The organism is Modestobacter sp. VKM Ac-2986 (assembly GCF_026967795.1).
Taxonomy (GTDB): domain Bacteria; phylum Actinomycetota; class Actinomycetes; order Mycobacteriales; family Geodermatophilaceae; genus Modestobacter.
Genome location: NZ_JAPVBH010000001.1, coordinates 111,438 through 134,177, shown reverse-complemented (window position 1 = coordinate 134,177; position 22,740 = coordinate 111,438). Strand labels below are relative to the sequence as shown.

Annotated in this window: 23 protein-coding genes; 16 read left to right on the top strand and 7 right to left on the bottom strand. The window is 75.6% G+C overall.

Annotated features, from left to right (window positions below):
• Window positions 1–30: 30 nt before the first annotated feature.
• The 4 genes from O2W14_RS00650 to efeB all read left to right on the top strand — a co-directional run bounded on the left by O2W14_RS00650 (window position 31) and on the right by efeB (window position 4,364).
• Window positions 31–927 carry a DUF4394 domain-containing protein gene (locus O2W14_RS00650; protein ID WP_269174157.1) on the top strand — a complete coding sequence of 299 codons (897 nt, stop codon included), beginning with the start codon at window positions 31–33 and terminating at the stop codon, window positions 925–927.
• A 156-nt stretch (window positions 928–1,083) separates the two neighbouring features.
• A complete protein-coding gene (efeU, locus tag O2W14_RS00645) occupies window positions 1,084–1,962 on the top strand; it encodes an iron uptake transporter permease EfeU (protein ID WP_269174156.1) in 879 nt (292 codons plus the stop codon).
• On the top strand, window positions 1,943–3,094 hold the full coding sequence (gene efeO / locus O2W14_RS00640; RefSeq protein WP_269174155.1) for an iron uptake system protein EfeO: 1,152 nt from the start codon (window positions 1,943–1,945) through the stop codon (window positions 3,092–3,094). Before efeU ends, efeO begins: the two co-directional genes overlap by 20 nt.
• A 13-nt stretch (window positions 3,095–3,107) precedes the next feature.
• Complete coding sequence (gene efeB / locus O2W14_RS00635; protein WP_269174154.1) at window positions 3,108–4,364, top strand: iron uptake transporter deferrochelatase/peroxidase subunit; 1,257 nt, start codon at window positions 3,108–3,110, stop codon at window positions 4,362–4,364.
• On the opposite strand, the gene O2W14_RS00630 is transcribed toward efeB, so the two are convergent.
• Window positions 4,293–5,231, bottom strand: coding sequence for a bacteriorhodopsin (locus O2W14_RS00630; RefSeq protein ID WP_269174153.1), 939 nt, complete (start codon window positions 5,229–5,231; stop codon window positions 4,293–4,295). The genes efeB and O2W14_RS00630 overlap by 72 nt on opposite strands.
• A gap of 78 nt (window positions 5,232–5,309) precedes the next feature.
• Here O2W14_RS00630 and O2W14_RS00625 point away from each other — a divergent pair, with 78 nt between their 5' ends.
• Window positions 5,310–6,413, top strand: a complete 1,104-nt coding sequence (locus tag O2W14_RS00625) for a glycerate kinase (protein ID WP_269174152.1) — start codon at window positions 5,310–5,312, stop codon at window positions 6,411–6,413.
• 160 nt (window positions 6,414–6,573) lie between these two features.
• Complete coding sequence (locus O2W14_RS00620; RefSeq protein WP_269174151.1) at window positions 6,574–8,313, top strand: serine/threonine-protein kinase; 1,740 nt, start codon at window positions 6,574–6,576, stop codon at window positions 8,311–8,313.
• A 3-nt stretch (window positions 8,314–8,316) separates the two neighbouring features.
• On the opposite strand, the gene O2W14_RS00615 is transcribed toward O2W14_RS00620, so the two are convergent.
• Entirely contained in the window at window positions 8,317–8,643 is a 327-nt protein-coding gene (locus tag O2W14_RS00615; protein ID WP_269174150.1) for a hypothetical protein, read from the bottom strand.
• On the bottom strand, window positions 8,640–9,443 hold the full coding sequence (locus O2W14_RS00610; protein ID WP_269174149.1) for a hypothetical protein: 804 nt from the start codon (window positions 9,441–9,443) through the stop codon (window positions 8,640–8,642). Before O2W14_RS00610 ends, O2W14_RS00615 begins: the two co-directional genes overlap by 4 nt.
• A gap of 167 nt (window positions 9,444–9,610) precedes the next feature.
• Here O2W14_RS00610 and O2W14_RS00605 point away from each other — a divergent pair, with 167 nt between their 5' ends.
• The 3 genes from O2W14_RS00605 (at window position 9,611) to O2W14_RS00595 (ending at window position 12,190) form a co-directional block, all read left to right on the top strand.
• A complete protein-coding gene (locus O2W14_RS00605) occupies window positions 9,611–10,894 on the top strand; it encodes a competence/damage-inducible protein A (protein WP_269174148.1) in 1,284 nt (427 codons plus the stop codon).
• Between the two features lie 43 nt (window positions 10,895–10,937).
• The gene (locus O2W14_RS00600) at window positions 10,938–11,327 is read left to right on the top strand and encodes an SRPBCC family protein (protein ID WP_269174147.1); all 390 of its coding nucleotides are present in this window, start codon (window positions 10,938–10,940) and stop codon (window positions 11,325–11,327) included.
• A 176-nt stretch (window positions 11,328–11,503) separates the two neighbouring features.
• Window positions 11,504–12,190, top strand: coding sequence for an NYN domain-containing protein (locus O2W14_RS00595; protein ID WP_269174146.1), 687 nt, complete (start codon window positions 11,504–11,506; stop codon window positions 12,188–12,190).
• A gap of 61 nt (window positions 12,191–12,251) precedes the next feature.
• Here O2W14_RS00595 and O2W14_RS00590 read toward each other — a convergent pair whose 3' ends face one another.
• Window positions 12,252–12,599, bottom strand: coding sequence for a PRC-barrel domain-containing protein (locus tag O2W14_RS00590; RefSeq protein ID WP_269174145.1), 348 nt, complete (start codon window positions 12,597–12,599; stop codon window positions 12,252–12,254).
• 141 nt (window positions 12,600–12,740) lie between these two features.
• Here O2W14_RS00590 and O2W14_RS00585 point away from each other — a divergent pair, with 141 nt between their 5' ends.
• A complete protein-coding gene (locus O2W14_RS00585; protein ID WP_163610245.1) occupies window positions 12,741–13,007 on the top strand; it encodes a hypothetical protein in 267 nt (88 codons plus the stop codon).
• On the top strand, window positions 13,004–13,573 hold the full coding sequence (locus O2W14_RS00580) for an ATP-binding protein (protein WP_269174144.1): 570 nt from the start codon (window positions 13,004–13,006) through the stop codon (window positions 13,571–13,573). The genes O2W14_RS00585 and O2W14_RS00580 overlap by 4 nt, the downstream gene beginning before the upstream one ends.
• Here the strand turns inward: O2W14_RS00580 and O2W14_RS00575 are convergent.
• Together O2W14_RS00575 and O2W14_RS00570 are read right to left on the bottom strand one after the other, a co-directional pair.
• The gene (locus tag O2W14_RS00575) at window positions 13,462–13,944 is read right to left on the bottom strand and encodes an ATP-binding protein (protein WP_269174143.1); all 483 of its coding nucleotides are present in this window, start codon (window positions 13,942–13,944) and stop codon (window positions 13,462–13,464) included. The two genes, O2W14_RS00580 and O2W14_RS00575, sit on opposite strands and share 112 nt — an antisense overlap.
• A 98-nt stretch (window positions 13,945–14,042) precedes the next feature.
• Window positions 14,043–14,423, bottom strand: a complete 381-nt coding sequence (locus O2W14_RS00570) for an STAS domain-containing protein (RefSeq protein WP_269174142.1) — start codon at window positions 14,421–14,423, stop codon at window positions 14,043–14,045.
• 407 nt (window positions 14,424–14,830) lie between these two features.
• Between O2W14_RS00570 and O2W14_RS00565 the strand changes: the two genes are divergently transcribed.
• The 4 genes from O2W14_RS00565 to O2W14_RS00550 are packed head-to-tail and all read left to right on the top strand — an operon-like array spanning window position 14,831 to window position 18,438.
• Complete coding sequence (locus O2W14_RS00565) at window positions 14,831–15,472, top strand: ABC transporter permease (RefSeq protein WP_269174141.1); 642 nt, start codon at window positions 14,831–14,833, stop codon at window positions 15,470–15,472.
• Complete coding sequence (locus O2W14_RS00560) at window positions 15,465–16,649, top strand: ABC transporter ATP-binding protein (protein ID WP_269174140.1); 1,185 nt, start codon at window positions 15,465–15,467, stop codon at window positions 16,647–16,649. The genes O2W14_RS00565 and O2W14_RS00560 overlap by 8 nt, the downstream gene beginning before the upstream one ends.
• Window positions 16,646–17,461: an ABC transporter permease gene (locus tag O2W14_RS00555; RefSeq protein WP_269174139.1), complete on the top strand. Its 816-nt coding sequence runs from the start codon at window positions 16,646–16,648 to the stop codon at window positions 17,459–17,461. Before O2W14_RS00560 ends, O2W14_RS00555 begins: the two co-directional genes overlap by 4 nt.
• Window positions 17,461–18,438: a glycine betaine ABC transporter substrate-binding protein gene (locus O2W14_RS00550; RefSeq protein WP_269174138.1), complete on the top strand. Its 978-nt coding sequence runs from the start codon at window positions 17,461–17,463 to the stop codon at window positions 18,436–18,438. Before O2W14_RS00555 ends, O2W14_RS00550 begins: the two co-directional genes overlap by 1 nt.
• Before the next feature lie 43 nt (window positions 18,439–18,481).
• On the opposite strand, the gene O2W14_RS00545 is transcribed toward O2W14_RS00550, so the two are convergent.
• Window positions 18,482–19,432 carry a nucleoside hydrolase gene (locus tag O2W14_RS00545; RefSeq protein WP_269174137.1) on the bottom strand — a complete coding sequence of 317 codons (951 nt, stop codon included), beginning with the start codon at window positions 19,430–19,432 and terminating at the stop codon, window positions 18,482–18,484.
• A gap of 1,447 nt (window positions 19,433–20,879) precedes the next feature.
• Between O2W14_RS00545 and O2W14_RS00540 the strand changes: the two genes are divergently transcribed.
• Window positions 20,880–22,700, top strand: coding sequence for a gamma-glutamyltransferase family protein (locus tag O2W14_RS00540; RefSeq protein ID WP_269174136.1), 1,821 nt, complete (start codon window positions 20,880–20,882; stop codon window positions 22,698–22,700).
• The last annotated feature ends 40 nt before the right edge of the window (window positions 22,701–22,740 follow it).

The following is a 22,740-nucleotide window of genomic DNA, read 5'->3' as shown; positions in this document are numbered from 1 at the left end:
TCCAGGCAGTACCGACACCAGGAGATCACCATGTCCAGGATGCGCACGCGGGTCGCCACCGGAGCGGCTGTGCTCGGTCTCGTGCTGGTCACCGCGCCCGCCGCCCTCGCCACGGGGAACGGCCAGCCCGGGAGCCAGCCCGCCGCCAGTGGGTCCCAGGGAGACCGGCTGAAGGCGGTCGGCCTGACCCCCGACGGCCTCCGGCTGGTCTCCTTCGACACCGACCGGCCGGAGCGGGCCCGCGACCTCGGCGGCGTCCGCGGCCTGGCCGGGGACACCCGGCTGGTGGGCATCGACCACCGCCCGGCCAACGGCAAGCTGTACGGCGTGGGCGACAAGGGTGGGGTCTACACGCTGGTCGACGCGACGGCCACGAAGGTCTCCCAGCTGAGCACCGCCCTGGCCGGCACGGCCTTCGGGGTGGACTTCAACCCCGTGGTCGACCGGCTCCGGATCGTCAGCAACACCGGCCAGAACCTGCGGCACAACGTCGACGCACAAGGCGGCACCCTCGTCGACGGCACGCTCAGCTACCCGGCGGTGGCCCCGGCCACCACGCCCACGACGGCCACCGGCGTCACCGCGGCCGCCTACACGAACAACGACGCGGACGCCGCGACGGCCACGACGCTGTTCGACGTGGACACCGCGCTGGACCAGGTCGTCATCCAGTCCCCGGCCAACGCCGGGGTGCTGGCCGCCACCGGCAAGCTCGGGGTCGACGCCACCGGGGACGCCGGCTTCGACATCTACAGCTCGGTGCGCAAGGGCAGCACGGTGGACCTGTTCCCCTACGTCACCCTGCGGGTCGGGAACCGGTACGGCCTCTACGAGGTGTCGCTGCTGACCGGCCGGGTCACGGCGGAGGGCGACTTCCCCCGGGACCGCCAGGTCAGCGACCTGGCGATCGTGCCCAACCAGCGCTGACCGTCCCAGCCGGCCGACCCTGCCGCCCACCCCGCCGACCGGCGAGGTGGGCGGCAGGGCCGTCTCCGGGGACCGGGGCTGTACCGGCGGACGACGGCCACCTAAGGTGAGCCTTCCCTACGTCGGACGGCGCGGGATCTGGATCCGGAGGTCCCCATGGGGCAGGTGTTCGCCGCCAGCTACCTCATCGGTCTGCGTGAGGGCCTGGAGATGGTCCTCATCGTCAGCGTGCTGGTCGCCTACCTGGTCAAGACCGGACGTCGCCGGCACCTGCTGCCCGTGTGGGCCGGGGTGGGCGCGGCGGCCGCGCTGTCGATCGGCTTCGGCTGGGCGCTGAGCTACGTGTCCACGACCGTGCTCGGCGGCCCCGAGCAGGAGCTCTTCGACGCGGTCACCTCCGTGCTCGCCGTCGCGCTGGTCACCTGGATGGTGTTCTGGATGCGGCGCACCGCCCGCCGGCTGTCCGGTGAGCTGCGCGGGAAGCTGGACGGCGCGATCGGGCTGGGTGTCGGCGCCGTCGTCGGCATCGCGTTCCTCTCCGTGGCCCGCGAGGGCCTGGAGACGACGCTGCTGTTCTTCGCCTCCGCGCAGGGCGCGACCACCTCGGCGCCGCTGCTGGGCCTGGGCGCCGGCCTGCTGACCGCCGTCGTCGTCGGGGTCGGCCTGTACGCCGGGGCGATCCGGATCGACCTGTCCCGGTTCTTCATGGTCAGCGGTGCGCTGCTCGTCCTCGTCGCCGCCGGGATCTTCAAGTACGCCGTGCACGACTTCCAGGAGGCCGGCGTCCTGCCGGGGCTGTCCACGCTGGCCTTCGACGCCTCCGGCTGGCTCGACCCGGGCAGCTGGTACGGCGCCCTGGCCGCCGGCCTGTTCAACATCACCCCCCAGCCCACCGTGCTGGAGACCCTCGCCTGGCTCGCCTACCTGGTGCCGGTGCTCGTGCTCTTCCTCCTCCCCGCCCGCAAGAACACGGCCGGCAGCACGCCGGCCCCCGTCGTCTCGGAGACCCCGCAGCATGTCGAAGCCCGCTCGTAGGCGTACCGCCCTGGCCGTCCTGGCCGGGCTGACCACCCTCACCCTCGCCGCCTGCGGGGACGAGGGGGCCGACGCCCCCGGCGCCGCCGCCCCGGCCGCCGACGACATCGCGGTCGCCGCCAGCGACGACGCCTGCGACGTGGCCTCGACCGAGCTGCCCGCCGGCGTCCACCAGTTCACCGTCACCAACTCCGGCAGCAAGGTCACCGAGTTCTACGTCTACGCCGACGGCGACCGGGTGATGGCCGAGGTCGAGAACATCGCCCCCGGCGTGGCCCGCGAGCTCCGCGTCGAGCTGCCGGCCGGTCAGTACGAGACCGCCTGCAAGCCCGGCATGATCGGCGACGGCATCCGCTCGGCGCTCGTCGTCTCCGGCGAGGCCCCCGCGCTGAGCCAGGACGAGTCGCTGGCCCAGGCCGGCGTGGACTACCAGCGCTACGTGCAGTCCCAGACCGGCGCGCTGCTGGAGCGGACCACCGCCTTCACCGACGCCGTCAAGGCCGGCGACATCGAGGGAGCCAAGGCGCTGTTCCCGGTCGCCCGCACCTACTGGGAGCGGATCGAGCCGGTCGCGGAGGTCTTCGGTGACCTGGACCCGGTCATCGACGGCCGCGAGGGCGACCAGGCCGAGGGTGAGGACTTCACCGGCTTCCACCGCATCGAGAAGGCGCTGTGGGAGACCGGCGACGTCTCGGACATGGGGCCCTACGCCGACCGGCTGAAGGTCGACGTCGGGGAGATCGTGACGCTGGCGAACGACGTGACCCTCGACCCGCTGCAGCTGGCCAACGGCGCCAAGGCGCTGCTCGACGAGATCGCCACCGGCAAGATCACCGGCGAGGAGGACCGCTACAGCCACACCGACCTGTGGGACTTCTCGGCCAACCTCGAGGGCTCCGAGGCCGCCGTCCAGGCGCTGCGGCCCTACCTGGAGACGCACGACGCCGAGCTGGTGGCCGAGATCGACGAACGGTTCGCCGCCACGGAAGAGGAGCTGGCCCAGTACCGTTCCGGTGACGGGTGGACGTCCTACGAGCAGCTCACGCAGGACCAGCTGCGCGGGCTCAGCGACTCCATCACCGCCCTGACCGAGTCGGTCAGCCAGGTCGCCGCCGTCGTCGCCGAGAAGTGAGTCCACGTCTGCCATGAGCGCTGAGGGTCTGTCACGCCGCCGGTTCTTCGGGCTGGCCGGTGCGGGTACGGCGGGGGTCATCGCGGCCGGCGCCGCCGGTGGGGCGATCGGGCGGGCCACCGCCGGTGAGCCGGTGGCGCCCGCGGCGTCCACGGCCACCGACGCCGTCCCCTTCACCGGGGAGCACCAGGCCGGCATCGTGACCCCGGCGCAGGACCGACTGCACTTCGTCGCCCTCGACGTGATCACCGACGACCGCGCCGAGCTGGTCGAGGTGCTGCAGGCCTGGACGGCGGCGGCGCGGCGGATGACCGCCGGGCAGGACGCCGGCGAGGTCGGTGCGGTCGAGGGCGGCCCGTACGCCGTCCCCGACGACACCGGTGAGGCGCTGGACCTCCCGCCGTCCGGGCTGACCCTGACCATCGGGTTCGGGCCGACCCTGTTCACCACCGCCGACGGCGTCGACCGCTTCGGGCTGGCCGACCGCCGTCCCGCGCCGCTGGCCGAGCTGTCGGCCTTCCCGGGCGAGGCGATCGACCCGGCGATCAGCGGCGGCGACCTGTGCGTGCAGGCCTGCGCCAACGACCCGCAGGTCGCCGTGCACGCCGTCCGCAACCTGGTGCGGCTGGGCGCCGGCGTGGTCAGCGTCCGCTGGTCGCAGCTGGGCTTCGGCCGGACGTCGTCGACCTCGAGCGCGCAGGCCACGCCGCGCAACCTGTTCGGCTTCAAGGACGGCACCGACAACCTCAAGGCCGAGGCGCCCAAGGCCCTCGACCAGTTCGTCTGGGTGGCCGACGGCGACCCGGGTGCCGACTGGCTGGCCGGCGGGTCCTACGTGGTGACCCGGCGGATCCGGATGCGGATCGAGCAGTGGGACAGCGCCACGCTCGTGGACCAGGAGGAGACGATCGGCCGCACCAAGAAGGCCGGCGCGCCGCTGGGCCACGCAGCGGAGTTCGACCCGGTGGACCTGGCCGCGTTGCCCGCGAGGTCGCACGTCGCCCTGGCCCACCCGACCAACTCCGGGACGGCGATCCTGCGCCGCGGCTACAGCTTCGTCGACGGCACCGACGGGCTGGGCCGGCTGGACGCCGGGCTGTTCTTCATCGCCTACCAGCGCGACCCGGGGACCGGGTTCGTGCAGGTGCAGCGCAACCTGCGCACCGACGCGATGAACGAGTACGTGCAGCACACCTCCTCAGCGGTGTTCGCCTGCCCGCCGGGGGTCACCGGCCCCGACGACTGGTGGGGTCGCGCGCTCTTCTCCTGACCGCACCGCCGGCAGCACGGCGCGGCTGTGCTCGACGTTGCCGACCCACACGGCCTCCGGGTGGGTGTCGACGCCGGCCACGACGTCCTCGGCGGTGCGCAGCTTCGCGACCTTGTGCACCAGTACGCCGAAGCCGACCTTGGCCACGACGTCGGCCGCGGAGTAGGCCAGCTGGATCGTCGTCAACCAGGCGGCGGTGACGTCGACGAACACCGGGATCGCATAGACCAGCGGGTAGACGCCGAAGCCGGCCAGCAGCACGATCGTGGCGTTGCGCAGGCTCACCGCCGCCTCGCGGCCCATCGCGGGCAGCGACGAGCGCACCGCGCCGATCAGGGCGACGTAGAGGTAGGCGTAGAAGACGCAGCTGACCAGGCCCCACACGACGAGCGCGGTGGTGTCCCGGCCCTCGTCGACGACCTGGGCGCCCAGGTGGCCGGTGAGGATCATCAGGAACGCCGCCGTCATCGAGCTGGCCCGCAGCGACCGGACCCGGGCGCCGGCCAGCGCGCACACGGCCAGCAGCTCGGCGGTCAGCAGCGGCACCGTCACCGACCAGTCGACGTAGCGCGGCGACAGCGCCAGCCGGGCCCGGTCGTTGGGCACGTAGCCGGCGTCGGTGAGGTCGAAGCCGCTGCCCCAGCGCAGGAACAGCAGCAGGTAGGACACCGTGGCCACCGCCCCGATGCACAGGCCGGCCAGCACCGCGGGGCGGTACCGGACACCCACCTCGCCCCGGCTGGTCCAGCTGTACAGGGTGTAGGCCAGCAACGCGAAGCCCGCACCGGCCAGGGCGTACTCGACCAGGTCGTACTGGGCCCGGCTCAGCGTCTGCAGCTCGGGGATGGGGGAGTCGGCGAGGAGCACGGACCCGACTACCCCGGCGCCGCGGCGGGGAACCGCACCGGCTTGCCCTGCCGGTGCCCGAGCGGCCAGGCTGCCGGCATGACCCGCGTGGTGTTCGCGCCGGACTCCTTCAAGGGCACCCTCGGTGCCGCCGAGGCCGCCGACGCGCTGGCCGACGGCTGGCGCCGGGTCCGCCCGGACGACGAGCTGCTCACCGTGCCGCTGGCCGACGGCGGTGAGGGCACCCTGGAGGCGCTGGGCCACGACGTCCCGCGCAGCGCCTGGCGCACCCAGCCCGTGACCGGCCCCGACGGCCGCCCGGTGGACGCCGCCTGGCTGCTGCTGCCCGACGGGACGGCGGTGGTGGAGATGGCCCGGGCCGCGGGCCTGCCGCTGCTGGCCGAGCTCGACCCGCTCGGGGCCACCACCCGGGGCCTGGGGGAGCTGCTCGCCGCGGTCGTCGCCGACCCGGCCGTGCACCGGGTGCTGCTCACCCTCGGCGGCTCGTGCACCACCGACGGCGGCACCGGCGCACTCGCGGCGCTGGGCGCCCGTTTCACCGACGCCGACGGCGCCGACCTGCCGCCCGGGGGCGCGGCGCTCGCCCGGCTGGCGCACGTGGACCTGACCGGCCTGGTGCCCCCGCCACCCGGCGGGGTGCGCTGCCTGGTCGACGTCACCGCACCGCTGCTCGGCCCGCTCGGTGCGGCCGGGCAGTTCGGGCCGCAGAAGGGCGCGTCGCAGGCAGAGGTCCTCCAGCTGGACGCCGCGCTCACCCGGCTGGCCGACGTCCTGGGCGGGGACCGCGAGGCGCCGGGGGCGGGCGCGGCCGGCGGCACCGCCTACGGCTTCGCGACCTGCTGGGGAGCGGGCTCGGTCAGCGGCGCCCGCGCGGTCGCCGAGGCCGCCGGACTGGACGCCGCGCTGCGGGGTGCGGCCCTGGTGGTGACCGGTGAGGGCCAGTTCGACGACCAGTCGCTGCGCGGGAAGGTCGTCGGGCACCTGGTCGAGCGGGCGGGGGCCGCCGGGGTCCCGGTGGCCGTCGTCGCCGGCCGGGTCGCGGGAGACGGCGCGCTGCCGGTCGCCCGGGCGCTGTCGCTCACCGACCTGGCCGGCTCCGGGGCCGCGGCGATGGCCGACCCGGCGCGCTGGCTCACCGCCGCAGCCGCGCAGCTGGCCCGGGAACAGCCCCTCTCGACATGACGTTGGGGCGCCTGGGACGATTGTTGCGTCCCAGGTGTGTACGACCGCCCCTCCGGGGGCATCCCTCCGCCCGGTGCGTCCAGCCCGCCAGCGCCGGACGGTCGGGATCAGCACCGGACGAGCAGGCAGTGACGAGGGGACGGCGCACGTGACGGAGCCCATGAGGAAGGTCCTCGGGAACCGCTACGAGCTGCGCACGCTGCTCGCGGCCGGGGGCATGGGGCAGGTCTGGAGCGCCCAGGACCAGCTGCTCGGCCGGCCCGTCGCGGTCAAGGTCCTGCGCAGCGAGTACACCGGCGACGAGGTCTTCCTCGCCCGGTTCCGCTCCGAGGCCCAGCACGCCGCCGCGCTCAGCCACCCCAACATCGCCGCCGTCTACGACTACGGCGAGGAGCCCGCGGTCGACGGCTCCGACGAGCACCTGGCCTACCTGGTGATGGAGCTGGTCGAGGGTGAGTCGCTGTCGGTCCAGCTGGCCCGCGTCGGGAAGCTGACCCCCGACCGCACGGTCGACGTCCTGCGCCAGACCGCCGCCGCCCTCGCCGCCGCCCACGAGGCCGGCGTGGTGCACCGCGACGTCAAGCCGGGCAACGTGCTGGTCCGCGAGGACGGCGTCGTCAAGATCACCGACTTCGGCATCGCCTGGTCCGCGGGCAGCGTGCCGCTGACCAAGACCGGCCAGGTCGTCGGCACCGCCTCGTACCTGTCCCCGGAGCAGGCCGCCGGCGCGCACGCCACCGCCGCCAGCGACGTCTACTCCCTGGGCATGGTCGGCTACGAGTGCCTCACCGGCCGGCGGGCCTTCGACGGCGACAACTCGGTCACCATCGCCCTGCGGCACCTGCGCGACCAGCCCGAGCCGCTGCCCGAGGCCGTCCCGGCCGCCATCCGCACCCTGGTCGAGCGGGCGATCGTCAAGGACCCGGCGCAGCGCTACCCCGACGGCGCGGCCGTGGTCGCCGCCGTCGACGAGGTCCTCGCCGGCCGTCAGCTCCCGCCCGTGCAGCGCACCGACACCCAGAGCTTCTGGCTGCTGCCCGACGCCGCCGCCTACTCCGGTGCCTCCACCGCGCGCGCCGCTGCGGCCCCCGCCGGCGGGAGCCGGCTGAGCCGGATGCTGGTCCCGGTGCTGGCGCTGCTGGTCGGCGCCGGGGTGGCCACGGCCGTCCTGCAGACCGTCGCCCCGAGCGGGGAGACGACCGCCACGGCCGCCGCGATCGGCGCCGGCGGGCCCGGGCCGGTCGCCCCCACCTCCGCCACGGTCGAGGTCGTGGCCGCCGACCACGTCGGCCGCCCCGTCGCCGAGGTGCAGACGCAGCTGGAGGGCCTCGGCCTGCGGGTGCAGCTCGAGGAGGTCGTGACCGCCGACGCCGAGCCCGGCACCGTCGTCGCCGTCGTCGTCCTGGCCGACGGCACGACCGTGGTCCTGAGCTACGCCGTGGCCCCGGAGACCGCGGTCGCCCCGTCGCCGACCGCTCCGCGCCGGTCCGCCGAGCAGGTGGTCCAGCGCCCGGTCGACACCCCGGCCGCCACGCCCACCACCGCCTCGTCCACCCCCGCGCCCTCGACGACGGCCCCGCAGCCCGCCACGCCGACGCCGACCCCGACGACGAGCGCCCCGGCGGAGGAGACCACCGAGCCCTCCGAGGAGCCGGCGCCGGAGGAGACGACCCCGGTCGAGGAGTCCGACCCCACCGAGCCCACCGAGGGCACCGTGGAGCCCACCGACCCCGGCGAGACCGAGCCGGCCCCCAGCCCCACCTCCCCGGCGCCGACCACCGGCGACGAGGACGGCGACGCGGGCAACTGGAACGGCAACGGCAATGGCAACGGGAACGGGAACGGCAGGGGCGAGGACAAGGGCAAGCCGAAGGACGGCGAGGTCAGCGCCCAGGGCTGACGGTCAACCGCGGGCCCTGCGCCCCGGGAGCACCCGGCGTCCGGCGGCCCGGCCGCCCAGCACCAGGCAGATACCAGCCGCGGCCAGCGCGACCTGTCCCGGCCCCGCCTCGGGCCCGCCCAGCAGCACGCCGGCGGCCACCGCGCCCAGTGCGGCGGTGAGCAGCCGGTCCCGTCCGCTCCGCAGCCCGGCCACGGCCAGGACCACGGCGGCGACGACCGCCACCCGGGCGGGGACGTCGGCGCCGGTCAACGGACCGTCCCAGCGCAGCCCCAACGCCGCGGCGGCCAGCACCGCCGCGGCGGCCGACCAGCCCCGCGCCGGGGTCACTCGGTGCGCCCCGGCGCCAGCCACACGGCCGCTGCCGCGGCGGCGAGGGCGGCGGTCAGCCAGAAGCCGCGGTCACTGACCACCAGCGGGAGCCCGACCAGCACCCAGAAGGCACCCAGCGCCGCGACGCCGCCGGCACCCACCTGCCACGCCGTGCGCACGGGCAGGCCACGGCCCAGCAGCCCGACCACCGACGGCACCAGGGCCACGAGTGCGGCGAGGGTGGCGAAGGCCGACCAGGTCGGCACCGCGGCCCACAGCGAGGTCGTCCCGTCCTCGAGCACCAGCCCGGTCTGCAGCAGGATCAGCGCCAGTGCGCCCAGGCCCAGGGCGGCCAGCACGCGGCTGCCCCGGCCACCGGCCGCGCGCCGCACGCCGGCCAGCCGTTCGCCGGCGCGGTGCGCGGCGCCGGGCCCGGCGGTGGGCTCGTCACCGGCGGGGTGGCCCGGCGCGGTGACCGGGTCGGTCTGCGGGTGCGGCTCCGAGGCGGCGACCGGGGCGGTCAGCGGTCCGGGCACCGGCGGCGGGGAGTGCAGCCCCGCGGCGGGGGAGTCGGCTGCCGGCCCGGGGTGCTGGTCGCCGGCGGGCGGCTCGTCGCGGACCGCGGGGAACTGGGCGGTGCGGAACGGCTCCGGCGCGGCGGCCTGCTGCTGGCTCGGCGGCACCAGGATCGACTGCGTACGTGGGCCCGACGCCGGCGGCGGGGCACCCGGCAGGTCGCCGGCGGACGCGGCCGTGCTCCCGGTGCTGCCGTCGGTGTGTGGCTGGGGCTCGGGGATCGGCGGGTGCGGCTGGCTCATCGGACCTCCTCGGTGGGCGCCGGACGCACCGGCGGCCCCGGTCCCCACCGGTGCGGAGAGCTGGACAGGGCGGGAGCCACCGTAACCGCGGGCCCGTCGGCCGCAGGCCGTCCCGCGCCGGTCGGGGCCACCCTGCCCGGCCGCCGTCGCGCGCCTAGGGTCGGTGCGTGACAGCGCGCGCAGGCATCGTGGTGACCGGCACCGAGGTGCTCACCGGCCGGGTGGCCGACCGCAACGGGCCGTGGCTGGCCGAGGCGCTGCGGGGCCTCGGGGTCGACGTCGGCGCGGTCGTGGTGGTCGGTGACCGGCCGGACGACCTCACGGCGGCGCTGGCCTTCCTGGCCGGCAGTGGGGTCGACCTGGTGATCACCACCGGCGGCCTCGGCCCCACCGCCGACGACCTCACCGCCGCGGTGGTCGGTGACCACCAGGGGCGTCCCTCGGTGCTGGACCCGGAGCTCGAGCAGCGGATCGCCGACGTGGTGGCCCGGCTCAGCGCCCGCCGCGGCTGGCACACCGACCCGGCGGCCACCGCGGCCGGCACGGCGAAGCAGGCGATGGTGCCCGCGGGGGCCACGGTCGTCGAGCCGGTCGGCACCGCACCCGGGCTGGTCGTCCCGGTGGCGGAGGGGCGCAGCGGCCCGCCGGTGCTGGTGCTGCCCGGCCCGCCGTCGGAGCTGCAGGGGATGTGGCCGGCCGCGCTGGCCACCGAGCCGGTGCGCCGCGCGCTCGCCGGGGCCACCGAGCTGCGGCAGTCGACGCTGCGGCTGTGGGGCACCCCGGAGTCGGAGCTGGCCGCCACCCTCCGCCGGGTCGACGACCAGCTCGCCGGCCTGGAGGTCACCACCTGCCTGCGCGACGGCGAGCTGGAGATCGTCACCCGCTACGGCCCGGACGCCGCCCCGGCCCACGCGCGGCTCCGTGCGGCCGTCGAGGAGGACTTCGGCGCCACCCTGTACAGCGACGGTCCGACCCTCGACGAGCTGGTGACCGTCGCCCTGGCCGACGCCGGCCTGCGGGTCGCGGTGGGCGACTCCTGCACCGCCGGCCTGGTCACCGCCCGGCTCACCGCCCCGGCCGGCGCCTCGGCCTGGCTGCTGGGCGGCGTGGCCGCGTACGCGAACAGCGCCAAGGAGCAGCTGCTCGACGTCCCTGCCGAGCTGATCGCCGCCCACGGCGCGGTCAGCCCCGAGGTCGCCCGCACGATGGCCGACGGGGCGCGGCACCGGTTCGGCGCCGACGTCGGGATCGGCGTCACCGGCATCGCCGGGCCGGGCGGCGGGACGCCGGACAAGCCGGTGGGCACCGTGCACCTCGCCGTCGTCGCGCCGGAGCAGGTGCTCACCCGGTCCGTCGTCCTCCGGGGTGGGCGGGACGCCGTCCGGGAGCGGACGACGACCCTGGTGCTGCACCTGCTGCGCGAGCTGCTGCTGGGCGGGCCGCCGGCGTGACCGGCCGCGGTTCCACGTGGAACGACCGGGGCACTGGCCCGAGGTGACCACGCTGACCCTGCACGCCACCGGCCCCGTCGACCCCGCGGAGGCCTGGGACCGCTACCTGCACCCCGCCCGCTGGTCGAGCTGGTCGCCGTACATCACCGGCGCGGACACCGACGCGGCGACGATCACGCAGGGCGTCACCGGCCGGGTGCTCGGTCCGGCGGGCGTCTCGGTGCCCTTCCTGGTCGACGAGGTCGACACCGCCACCCGGCGCTGGCGGTGGACGGTGCAGGTCGGCCCGGCCCGGCTCACCCTGCTGCACTGGGTCACCCCCGGCCCGGACGGCGGGACGACGACGGGCCTGCGGGTGCGCGGGCCGCTGCCCCTGGTGGTCGGCTACGCCCCGGTGGCGCTGCTGGCCCTGCACGGGCTGGTGCGCGCCTGAGTGCGGCCCCGTCGCCGCGGCCTCGTACCGTGCGCCCTGTGAGCTCACCGTCCCGCGTCCCAGGTGGAGCGGTGACCGCGCGCGTCCGCCGCCGGGCGACGGCCCCGGCGGGCACACCGGTGGCGCCGACCCGCCCGCCGGTCCGCACCACGGGCGAGGACCGGCACACTGGGCGGGTGACCGACAGCCTCGTCGAAGAGACCCGACCGGCCGACGGGTACGACCAGCCCTCGCTGGACGGCGCCCGCCCGCCGCTGGACCTGCTGGTCTGGGACGCGCCGAACATCGACATGACGCTGTCCAACGTCATCGGGGCCCGGCCGACCGCGGCGTCCCGGCCGCGCTTCGACGCGATCGCCGCCTGGTTCGTGGACGGCGCCTCGGAGCCGCAGACGGAGGTGGAGGCCGCGGTCTTCGCCAACGTCCCGCCGCAGCACGCCACCTCGCTGCAGCGCTGGGTCGAGGCACTGCGCAGCTTCGGGTACGCGGTCTTCGCCCGGCCCAAGCTGCAGCAGGACGACGACATCGACCAGTCGATGCTCGACCACATCAGCGTCCGCGCGCACAGCCACCAGCTGCGCCGCCTGGTGGTGTTCTCCGGTGACGGCCGCAACTTCGCCGAGCCGTTGGAGGACCTCGCCCGCTCGGGCACCGAGGTCGTCGTCGTCGCCTTCAGCGAGGTCGCCGGCTACGCGATCAGCTCGGAGCTGCTGCGCTTCATCGACATCGAGGACGTGCCCGGCGCGTTCGCCGCGCCGCTGGACCGTGTCCGGCTCGACGCCCTGCCCGTCGACGGTGCCTGGCTCAAGCCCACGAAGAGCCTGCGCGACGCCGCCAGCGCCTTCACCGCCCGGCGCGGCTGAAGGCCCCCTTGCCGGGTCCCGCCGCGAGCTCGCTCGTGGTGGGGGGCAAGGGGGTCCTTCGTCAGCGGCGGGCGAGCCGCCGGACGCCAGGGGTGTACGCGAAGCCGTAGTAGTTGAACACCTCGGGCTCGGACTCCGCGGGCAGCTCCCCGTCGGTGTCGATCGACGGGGCGTTCTTCGCCAGGTCCTTGCTCACCTGGACCGTGATGTGGTCGGGCGCGACCGTGGCGTCGGTCAGCGGCACGAAGGTCAGCTTGTGCCGGCCGATGAAGCCGGTGACCACGGCGGCGAAGAACGGCTGGTCGGTGGTCGTGTCGACGTAGACCGACTCCAGGGTGCCGATCTTGGCGCCGGTGGGGTCGACGACGTTGAGGGTGCGCCAGTCACGGATGTTCTCGGCCGGGAACACAGGGTCTCCTTCGATCGCGGGCAACTGCTCCCGTGTGCCCATCCCCGGCGGTGATCAACCCCTGGCAGGCCGCTGACCTGGGAATCCGGTACCCCCTGGGGGTGTTCCACCTGGTGTGGACGAGGCAACGAGGAGGACGCCGTGAAGGGTGACCGCGTGGAGGTCGTCGTCGATGCAGGCGGCAGCGTGCGCACGTACGACATCGAGGCGACCCGGGCCGGTCGCCGGGTGGAGACCACGCACGGCCGCGGGGTCGTGGAAGTCGCCGAGGTGACCCGGGGCGGCACGACGGTGCGCACCGCCCGGTTCATGTCCGGCCGGGTGCTCGCCCTGGTCGAGCACCCCGCGCCCCGCCCCGGCGCCGAGGACGACGACGCGCCGGTGACCCGGCTCCGCGCCACCGCGTGAGACCGGCGGCCCGGCCGCAGGAGCTGGTGGTCGTGGTCGGGCTGCAGGCGTCGGGGAAGTCGACGTGGGTGGCCGGGCACCTGGCCGGCACCCACGTCGTGGTCAGCAAGGACCACTGGCCGCGCGCCCGGCACCGCGAGGCGCGGCAGCAGCGGGTGGTCGCGGAGCTGCTGGCCGAGGGCCGCAGCGTCGTCGTCGACAACACCTCGCCGTCGGTCGCCGAACGCGCCCCGCTGATCGCGATCGCCGCAGCGGCCTGCGTCCCCGTGCGGGCGGTGTTCCTCGACGTCCCGCTGGGGACGTGCCGGGAACGCAACGACGCCCGCACGGGTGCTGCTCGCGTGCCCCTGGTCGGGCTGCATGCTGCCGCGGGCCGGCTGGTCGCCCCCACGACGGCCGAGGGCTTCACCGAGGTGACGGTCGTCCGTGCAGTGGGCGGCGAGGGGGTCCTTCCTCAGGCCGCCGGGCCGGAGGAGGAGCGGGGGCGGGGGACCGCAGCCGCGGCCATCCCGGAGGGGAGCATCGCCCAGACGTGCTTGCGGCCGGGCTCGGCGGCCCAGCCGTAGTCGACCGACAGCTGGGCGACCATCGGCAGCCCCATGCCCCCGTAGGCGGGGTCGCGGTCGACCGCGGGCTGCGGCGGGGAGTCGGGGTTGCCGTCGGTGAGCACGATCAGCCAGCCCGTGGGCAGCGCGTGGATCACCGCCTCCACCGAGCCGCCGCCGTGCCGCAGGGCGTTGGAACTCAGCTCCTCGAACGTCAGCAGCAGGCCCTCACGGGCGTCCTCGGTCGACCGGGCGGCCAGTGAGGGGTGGGCGAGGCGGGCGCGCAGGTCCATCCGGACGCGAGAGGCGTCGTGCACCGTGGGCAGCTCCCACCGCCAGACGTCGCCCTCCTCGGAGGGGACGGGTGCGGAGGGCCAGACCAGTGCACTCACTCTTCGGTCCTCCCGCTGGGTCGGTGTCTCCGGCACCCATCGTGGCCGACGCCGACGTCTCCTGCACCACAGGGGGGTCCCGACGGGAGTCGTGTCGCTCAGCGGGACGGCGGGGCAGGGCTCTCGTCGACGGCGCCGGGGGTCCTGCCGGCGGGCCCGTCGGGCGTCTCGGGCATGCCCTCCACGTCCAGTCGTTCCAGCAGCCCGGTGAGCTCCAGCGGACCGGTGACGATGCGGCTGGTGGCCACGACCCGCACGTGCTTGCCGGCGGCCTCGGGGTGCTGGCTGACCCAGACGAGCGCGGTCACGCCGGCCGAGCCGAAGAAGGTGACCCCGGACAGGTCGATGGTCAGCACCCGCGCGGCCCGGCGCAACGCCTTGAGGAGGGTGGCCTGCAGCAGCGGGTTGCCGGCCGCGTCGAGCTCGCCGTGCACCTGCGCGACGAGCTGACCGGGCTCGGGCCCGTCGGTCAGCGCCACGTCGAACGACGCTGGTTCAGCTGCCGGCCTCACGGTGTTGATGGTTCCTCCTCGTCCGTCCGGGACGTCGTGCCCCGGGTGATCCTCTGCTCCGGCGCTGGTGGAGCGGGAGGGCGACCCTGCTCCGCTACCCCGATGGGGGTGCGCCACGCCTGCCGGCCGTCGATCACCTGGGGTTCCGCTCCGGTGGCGTTCCGTCCCCTCGTTCGCGGTCCCCCGCAGGCTGTGACACCGTGACACACCCGGACGACGAGGGCCGAGCCCAGGCCCGTCGTCCCGCGCGGGGGACGGCCTCCCGCGTGCGGCTCCTCGGGCGCGGCCACCGTGCCGCCGGAGGACCGCCGGGCGCCCCCGTGGCGACGAACGTCCCGGCACCCTCGAGCCGGGCGGAGGAGGAGCCACCTCGGATGTGGGACTACGTGCTGGACCGGCGCGGCCAGATCGCCCAGCAGGCGCTGCAGCACCTCAGCCTGGTCGTGCAGTGCGTGCTCCTGGGCACGGTGATCGCGCTGCTGGTCGCGATGGCGGTCTACCGGAGCCCCCGGGCCACCGCACTGGCCAACGGGGTGTCCGCCGTCGGGCTGACCATCCCGGCCTTCGCGCTGCTGGGCATCCTGCTGGCGCCCTTCGGCTTCGGCATCACCCCGGCGGTCATCGCCGTCACCTTCTACGCCGCGCTGCCGGTGCTGCGCAACGCCGTCGTTGGGCTGGCCGGGGTCGACCCGTCGCTGGTCGAGTCCGCCCGCGGCATGGGCATGAGCCGGCTGGCCACCCTGCTGCGCGTGGAGGTGCCGCTGGCCTGGCCGGTCATCCTGGCCGGCGTCCGCACGTCCACCCAGATGGTCATGGGCATCGCGGCGATCGCCGCCTACGTGCTCGGCCCGGGCCTGGGCGGCTTCATCTTCACCGGGCTCTCCCGGCTCGGTGGCGCCAACGCCGTCAACTCCGCGCTCACCGGGACGATGGCCGTCGTCCTGCTGGCCCTCGTCCTCGACCTGCTGCTCGTGCTGGCCGGTCGCCTCACCACCCCCAGGGGGATCCGTGTCTGACACCAAGGCGCCGGCCGGCGCCACCGTCGCCTCGAGCGGACGGCGGGCCAGCGGCCTGCCGATCCGGCTCGAGGGCGTCACCAAGCGCTACCCCGGGCAGGACAAGCCGGCCGTCGACGCCGTCACCCTGGAGCTCCCTGCCGGCAGGACGACGATGTTCGTCGGCCCCTCCGGCTGCGGGAAGACCACGCTGCTGAAGATGATCAACCGGCTCATCGAGCCCACCAGCGGCAAGATCTTCCTGGGCGACGAGGACGTCACCGGGCAGGACCCCGACCAGCTGCGCCGCCGGATCGGCTACGTCATCCAGGCCGGCGGGCTCTTCCCGCACATGACCGTGGGCGCCAACGTGGCCCTGGTGCCGAAGATGCTCGGCTGGGAGAAGAAGAAGGTCGCCGGCCGCGTCGACGAGCTGCTGGACCTGGTCGGGCTGGACCCCACGGTCTACCGCGACCGCTACCCCCGGGAGCTCTCCGGCGGGCAGCAGCAGCGCGTCGGCGTCGCCCGCGGGCTGGCCGCCGACCCGCCGGTGCTGCTGATGGACGAGCCGTTCGGCGCCGTCGACCCGATCACCCGCCAGCGCCTGCAGGACGAGATGCTGCGCATCCAGGACGAGCTGGGCAAGACCATCGTCTGCGTCACCCACGACTTCGACGAGGCCGTGAAGCTCGGCGACAAGATCGTCGTCTTCGACGTCGGGGCCCGGGTCGTGCAGCACGGCACGCCGGAGGAGGTCCTCAGCGACCCGGCCGAGCAGTACGTCGCCGACTTCGTGGGCGCCGGGGCGACGCTGAAGCAGCTGACCCTGGCCCGGGTCGAGGACGTCGAGCTCCGGCAGGTCACCACCGCGACCGTCGGCGGCGACTCCGCGGCTGCCGTCGCCGTGGCCCGTGCGGCCGGCGACGACTTCGTGGTCGTCCTCGACCAGCGGGGCCGTCCGGTCAGCTGGCCCACGCTCGCCGAGCTCGGCCGGACGACGTCCGTGCCGGGCACCGTCGACGCGCGTCTGCCGGTCGTCGGCCTGCGCTCGACCCTCAACGACGCACTGGACACCATGCTGGCCGCCAGCCAGGCAGGAGTGGTCGTGATGGGCAACCGCGACAGCCTGGCCGGCGTGCTCACCATCGAGAGCGTCATGGCCGCCATCCGGCAGGCCCGCGCGGCGGTCGCCGGGTGACCGCGGCGACCACCGGCCGGCCCGGCGTCGACACCGCCGGGGCCGGCGCGGCCGCCGACGCCCGGGACACCGCTGCCCCGGCGAAGGCCCGTGGTGGCTGGCGGGCACTGGCCGTCCAGCCGCTGCTGGTCCTGCTGGGTGTCGCGGCGTACCTCGTGTGGCGGGCCACCGCGACGCTGACCGAGACCGAGGCCCGTCAGCTCAACGCCACCGCGCTGTGGACCAGCATCCGCGAGCACCTCTCGCTGACCCTGGTCGCCGCGGTGCTGGTGCTGGTCATCGCCATCCCGCTGGGGATCGCGCTGACCCGCGGCCCGTTCCGCCGGCTCAGCCCGCTGGTGCTCGCCGTGGCCAACACCGGCCAGGCCGCACCGGCCATCGGCCTGTTCGTGCTGCTGGCCATGTGGCTCGGGTTCGGGTTCCGGACGACGGTGATCGGCCTGGTGCTCTACGCCGCGCTGCCGGTGCTGCGCAACACCATGGTCGGCATCCAGCAGGTCGACGCCCGGCTGGTCGAGGCCGGCCGGGGCATGGGGATGAGCGCCGCGGCGGTGCTGTTCCGGGTGGAGCTGCCGCTCGCCGTCCCGGTCATGCTCGCCGGGGTGCGCACCGCGCTGGTGCTGCTGGTGGGCACCGCGACGCTGGCCACCTTCATCGACGGCGGTGGCCTGGGCGTGCTGATCAACACCGGCATCACGCTGAACCTGAACTCGCTGCTGGTCTCCGGGGCCGTGCTCGTCGCCCTGCTGGCGCTGGCCGTCGACTGGCTCGGCCGCGTGGTCGAGCACGTCGCCCGACCGAAGGGGCTGTGATGGGCACCCGTCGCACGTGCGCCGTCGTCCTGCCGCTGGTCGGCGTCCTGCTCACCGGCTGCGGCCTGCAGAGCGCCAGCACCTTCACCCCGCAGGCCTCGGCCGGTGCCATCCAGCCGATCGCCGGGGTGGACGGCGACCCGATCACCGTGGGGTCCAAGAACTTCACCGAGCAGCTGGTCCTGGGCAAGATCGCGGTGATCGCGCTGCAGGTCGCCGGCTTCGACGTCGCCGACAGCACCAGCATCCCGGGGGCGGCGCCGTCCCGGGCCGGTCAGCTCAGCGGCAAGATCGACATGCAGTGGGAGTACACCGGCACCGGGTGGCTGAACTACCTGGCCATGCCCGAGGGCATCCCGGACCAGCAGGAGCAGTACGCGGCGGTGCGGGACGCCGACGCCGCCAACGGCATCAGCTGGCTGCCGCCGGCGGAGGCGAACAACACCTACGCCTTCGGCATCCGCAGCGAGGCGATCGCCGAGCTGGGCGGGGTGGCCTCGCTGTCCGACGTGGCCGCGCTGCCGGTCGAGCAGCGGACGTTCTGCGTGGAGTCGGAGTTCGCCACCCGCAGCGACGGCTTCGAGCCGATGCTGGAGACCTACGGCATCCCGCTCGGTGACCCGCAGGGCGTTCCGCGGGAGAACGTGCGGGTGCTGGACACCGGTGCGGTCTACACCGCCACCGACCGCGGCGACTGCAACTTCGGCGAGGTCTTCACCACCGACGGCCGGCTCGAGTCCCTGGACCTGACCGTGCTCGAGGACGACCAGGGGTACTTCCCGGCGTACAACATGGCGCCGGTGGTGCGCACCGAGACGCTGGACGAGCACCCCGAGATCGCCGACGTCTTCGCCGAGATCACCCCGCTGCTGACCGACGAGGTGATGATCGGGCTCAACGGCCGGGTCGACGTCGGCGGCGAGGACCCGGCGGACGTCGCCTACGAGTGGATGCGCAGCGTCGGTCTCGTCTCCTAGGTGGAGTGGGTCCGTAGCGGTGACCGCGACGGACCCACTCCGCTCAGTCCAGCGAGGCCAGCCGGCTGACCAGGAACTCCACCGCGGCGTCGCTGTCGACGCCCTCCGCGACGGCGACCGCCGTGTCCGAGGTGGACGGCGACCGGCGGTCCACCAGCGTCTGCCCGCGCCCGGCGCCGGGGCTGGTGTCCACCACGACGTCCCGCGGCACGGTGCGCAGGGTGCCCGGCACGATCGCCTCGGTGAGCGCCAGCGCGTCGTGCACCACCACCCCGTCGATGCCGTAGCTGGTGCGCGCGTGGTCCAGGTACTGCCGCAGGACGGCGGCGGCCTGGGCGCCGATCGGCCCGGCGGCGGCGAACCGGGCGATGCCGGCCTCGGTGAGCACCGTGGGCAGGGTGACGTCCAGCCCCACCAGCACGGTGGGCAGCCCGGCGGCGAACACGACCGCGGCGGCCTCGGGGTCGGCCCAGATGTTGAACTCCGCGGCCGCGGTGACGTTGCCGCCGCGGCCCGCCGAGCCGCCCATCACCACCAGCCGGCCGATCCGGGCGGCGGCGTCGGGGTACACCGACACCAGCAGCGCGATGTTGGTCAGCGGGCCGATCGCAGCCACCGTGACCGGGCGGTCGCTGCCCATGAGCAGCTCGGCCAGCGCCACCACGGCCGGCCGGGGGTCCACCGCGGCGACCGAGGGCGGCAGCACGACGCCGCCCAGCCCGGCCTCACCGTGCACGTGCCCGGCCCGCCGGGCCAGCGGCACCACCAGGGAGCTGCGGGCACCCGCGGCCACCGGGACGTCGGAGCGGCCGGCCAGGTGCAGCACCCGCAGCGCGTTCTCCGTGGTCTGCGCCAGGTCGACGTTGCCGTGCACGGTGGTCACCAGCTGCAGGTCGACCTCCGGGCTGGCGAGGGCGAGCAGCAGCGCCAGGGCGTCGTCGATGCCGGGGTCGGTGTCGACGACCAGGGGCAGCGGGGGAGGGGTGTCGGGCACCCGGTCATCCCACCAGACGCGCCGACACGCCGGTGTGCCGCCCGGGCCGCCGAGGTCATCGACCCCGGAATCCGCGCTCGACCTGGGCTTTCACGCCCGTGCTGTCGACAAGTGGCCGGGCCTGAGGGGGGTCGTCGACCGCTGCGCGGGGGTCGCACAACAGTTCGGTCACGCGCCCCGGCGGGGGTGTCCCGGACGGGCTCTGCGAGGTGTCCGCGTCCGTAACTTCTCCCTCAGCCGCGGTCCCTTCCCCGACCGCGGCGACGACGAGAGGGAGGCACGCGATGGACGAGGTCCGACCGGTTCCCGGCGACTCGCCCGTCGCCGTCCGCGTGCTGGTGCGCGACCACGCGGTGCGCGGCAGCGCCGCCCAGCGTGAGGCGGCACGGCGACGAGAGCTGGCCGCCCGCCCGGCTCCGCGCCGCACGCTCGCCCAGCGCGAGGCGGACGCCCGGACCGCGCCGGTCCGCACCGTCCCGGACCCGAGCGGGACCGTCCGCCGCCGTGTCGACGGCAGCACGGCGCCCGCCGGCCCCGCGGTCGACCCGCTCGAGCTCCTGGCCGCCGGGCACCTCGCGGCCGCCTGGCTCGCCGCCGAGCTGGCCGCCACGGCGTCGGGCACCGCCGAGGCGTGTGGCACCGACACGGCGACCAGTGGGTCCGGTGCGGCCACGCCGGCTGGCGCGCCCCGTGCGGTCACGGCGCCCGGCGCCACCGCCCCCACCCCGACGGCCTGCGCGCCGTCGACCGTTCCGGCCGGAACCGCCGGGTCCCCCGTGCCCGTGGTCGTCGCGACCCGGCGCAGGACGATCACCACCCGCGCCTCCCACTGGGGCGCCGGCCCCGGAGGCGCCCACCTGGCGTGGGGCCCCGCCCCCCGGGTCCACCGGCTCACCGAGGGCGCCGACCGGCTCCTGCCCACCGCGGCCGCCCCTGTGCGGCCGGTGGCCGCCGCCCCGCCCCGTGCCGCCGTCCCGCCCTGTGCCGTCGTCCCGGTCCGGTCCGACGTCGCCCGGACGGCCGTCCTCGACGCCGAACTGGAGGAGGCGATCGCCTTCGCCACCGACTTCGACACCGACCTGCTCACCACCCGCGCCCGGCTCGCCCCCCGGCCCTTCCGGCTCACCGCCCCGGTCCGCGGGGTCCTCGCCCGGCTGCGCCGGCTGACCCGTGCCGCCGCCGGCTGGGGCGCCGGACCCGCCGGCGCCCACCTGGCCTGGGACCGGCCCGTGCTGCCCCCGGTGCACCGGCTGACCCTCGCCCCCGAGCAGTCGCCGGCCGGCCCCGCCGCGCCCCGGCCCCTCCCGGCCGACCTGCGGCACCGCGCACCGGACGGCGACGAGCCCGTGCCGCTGCGCGAGCAGCCCGGCACCCCCACGCGCCCGGCCCCACCGCAGCGCTCCGCGTGGACCGGCGGCGTCCGGTCGCCGCTCTCTAGGGTGGCGGCATGTTCACGACTCGGCCGGAGCTCGCCGGCACGTTCGGGATGGTCGCCTCCACGCACTGGCTCGCCAGCGCCGCGGGCATGGCGACCCTCGAGGCCGGTGGCAACGCGTTCGATGCCGCGGTCGCTGCGGGACTCACCCTGCAGGTGGTCGAGCCGCACCTCAACGGGCCGGGGGGCGAGGTCCCGGTCCTCTTCGCCCGGGGCCCGCGGGCAGCCTCCGGCGCGGGGGAGCCCGTCGTCCTGTCCGGACAGGGGACCGCCCCCGCCGGCGCCACGATCGAGGCCTACAGCCAGCTGGGTCTCGACCTGGTCCCCGGCACCGGCCTCCTCGCCGCGACCGTGCCCGGCGCCATGGGCGCCTGGCTGACCCTCCTGCGCGACCACGGCACCCTGCCGCTGGACGCCGTCCTCCGCTTCGCCCTCGAGTACGCCGAGCACGGCCACCCGCTCCTCCCGCGGGTCGCCGCGACCGTCGCCTCGGTCTCCGCGCACTTCCGTTCCCACTGGCCGACCTCGGCCGCCACCTGGCTCGCCCCCGACGGAGCTCTCCCCACCGCCGGCCGCCTGTTCCGCAACCCGGTCCTCGCCTCGACCTACCGCCGACTGCTCGACGCAGCGCGCGGACCCTCCCGAGAGGCGCAGATCGACGCGGCACTGGCGGCCTGGTACCAGGGGTTCGTCGCCGAGGCGATCGACGAGTTCTCCCGGTCCGCTGTGATGGACGACTCCGGTCGTGCCCACAGCGGCTTCCTCACCGGAGCAGACCTCGCCGGCTGGCGCCCGACGTACGAGCCGCCGGTCACCCTGGACTGGCGTGGGTGGACGCTCGCGAAGGCCGGGCCGTGGTCCCAGGGCCCGGCGCTGCTCCAGGCGCTCGCGATGCTGGACGGCGTCCCGGCGGCGGGTCCCGGGGCCGGGTACGCATCGGGCACCGCCGATGCCGACCTGGTCCACGCCGGCGCGGAGGCGGTCAAGCTGGCGATGGCCGACCGCGAGGCCTGGTACGGCGACACGGCAGAGGCACCGGTGGACGACCTGCTGTCCACCGACTACACCGCACAGCGGCGGGCGCTGATCGGCGACCGGGCCAGCACCGAGCTGCGGCCCGGCTCGCCCGGGGGGCGCCCGCCGCGGCTGCCCCGGTTCGTCACCGAGACCTCGGGCCGGGAGCGGCCGTCGGCGGCAGCGGTCGCCGGGGTCGGCGAGCCCACCGTCGACACCCGCGGCACCACCCGCGGCGACACCGTGCACGTCGACGTCGTCGACCGCTGGGGCAACATCGTCTCCGCCACCCCCTCGGGCGGCTGGCTGCAGAGCTCGCCGACGATCCCGTCGCTGGGCTTCCCGCTGGGCACCCGGGCGCAGATGTTCTGGCTGGAGCCGGGTCTGCCCAACTCCCTGGCGCCCGGCAAGCGGCCCCGCACCACGCTCACGCCGTCGCTGGCGCTGCGCGGCGGTGTGCCGACGATGGCCTTCGGCACGCCGGGTGGTGACCAGCAGGAGCAGTGGCAGCTGTGCTTCTGGCTGGCCCACACCCTCGGCGGGCTGGACCTGCAGGCCGCGATCGACGCGCCGGCCTGGCACACGACCAGCTTCCCGTCCTCGTTCTACCCGCGGGAGATGACGCCCGGGGAGCTGGTCGTGGAGTCCCGGCTCGGCGAGGACACGATCGCCGAGCTGCGCCGCCGCGGCCACCAGGTCAGCGTCTCCGACGCCTGGTCGCTCGGCCGGATGTCGGCGGTGTCGATCGACCACGAGACCGGCGTGCTGCGGGCCGGCGCCAACCCGCGCGGCATGCAGGGGTACGCGGTCGGCCGCTGAGCAGCGACCTCGGCTCCCCGGCGGGCCGCGCCGGGGGGTG

What these genes read in the sequence shown, in the direction of transcription:
- O2W14_RS00650 (WP_269174157.1), top strand. Translation starts at nt 31, where the DNA reads ATGTCCAGGATGCGCACGCGGGTCGCCACCGGAGCGGCTGTGCTCGGT.
- efeU (WP_269174156.1), top strand. Translation starts at nt 1,084, where the DNA reads ATGGGGCAGGTGTTCGCCGCCAGCTACCTCATCGGTCTGCGTGAGGGC.
- efeO (WP_269174155.1), top strand. Translation starts at nt 1,943, where the DNA reads ATGTCGAAGCCCGCTCGTAGGCGTACCGCCCTGGCCGTCCTGGCCGGG.
- efeB (WP_269174154.1), top strand. Translation starts at nt 3,108, where the DNA reads ATGAGCGCTGAGGGTCTGTCACGCCGCCGGTTCTTCGGGCTGGCCGGT.
- O2W14_RS00625 (WP_269174152.1), top strand. Translation starts at nt 5,310, where the DNA reads ATGACCCGCGTGGTGTTCGCGCCGGACTCCTTCAAGGGCACCCTCGGT.
- O2W14_RS00620 (WP_269174151.1), top strand. Translation starts at nt 6,574, where the DNA reads ATGAGGAAGGTCCTCGGGAACCGCTACGAGCTGCGCACGCTGCTCGCG.
- O2W14_RS00610 (WP_269174149.1), bottom strand. Translation starts at nt 9,443, where the DNA reads ATGAGCCAGCCGCACCCGCCGATCCCCGAGCCCCAGCCACACACCGAC.
- O2W14_RS00565 (WP_269174141.1), top strand. Translation starts at nt 14,831, where the DNA reads ATGTGGGACTACGTGCTGGACCGGCGCGGCCAGATCGCCCAGCAGGCG.
- O2W14_RS00550 (WP_269174138.1), top strand. Translation starts at nt 17,461, where the DNA reads ATGGGCACCCGTCGCACGTGCGCCGTCGTCCTGCCGCTGGTCGGCGTC.
- O2W14_RS00540 (WP_269174136.1), top strand. Translation starts at nt 20,880, where the DNA reads ATGTTCACGACTCGGCCGGAGCTCGCCGGCACGTTCGGGATGGTCGCC.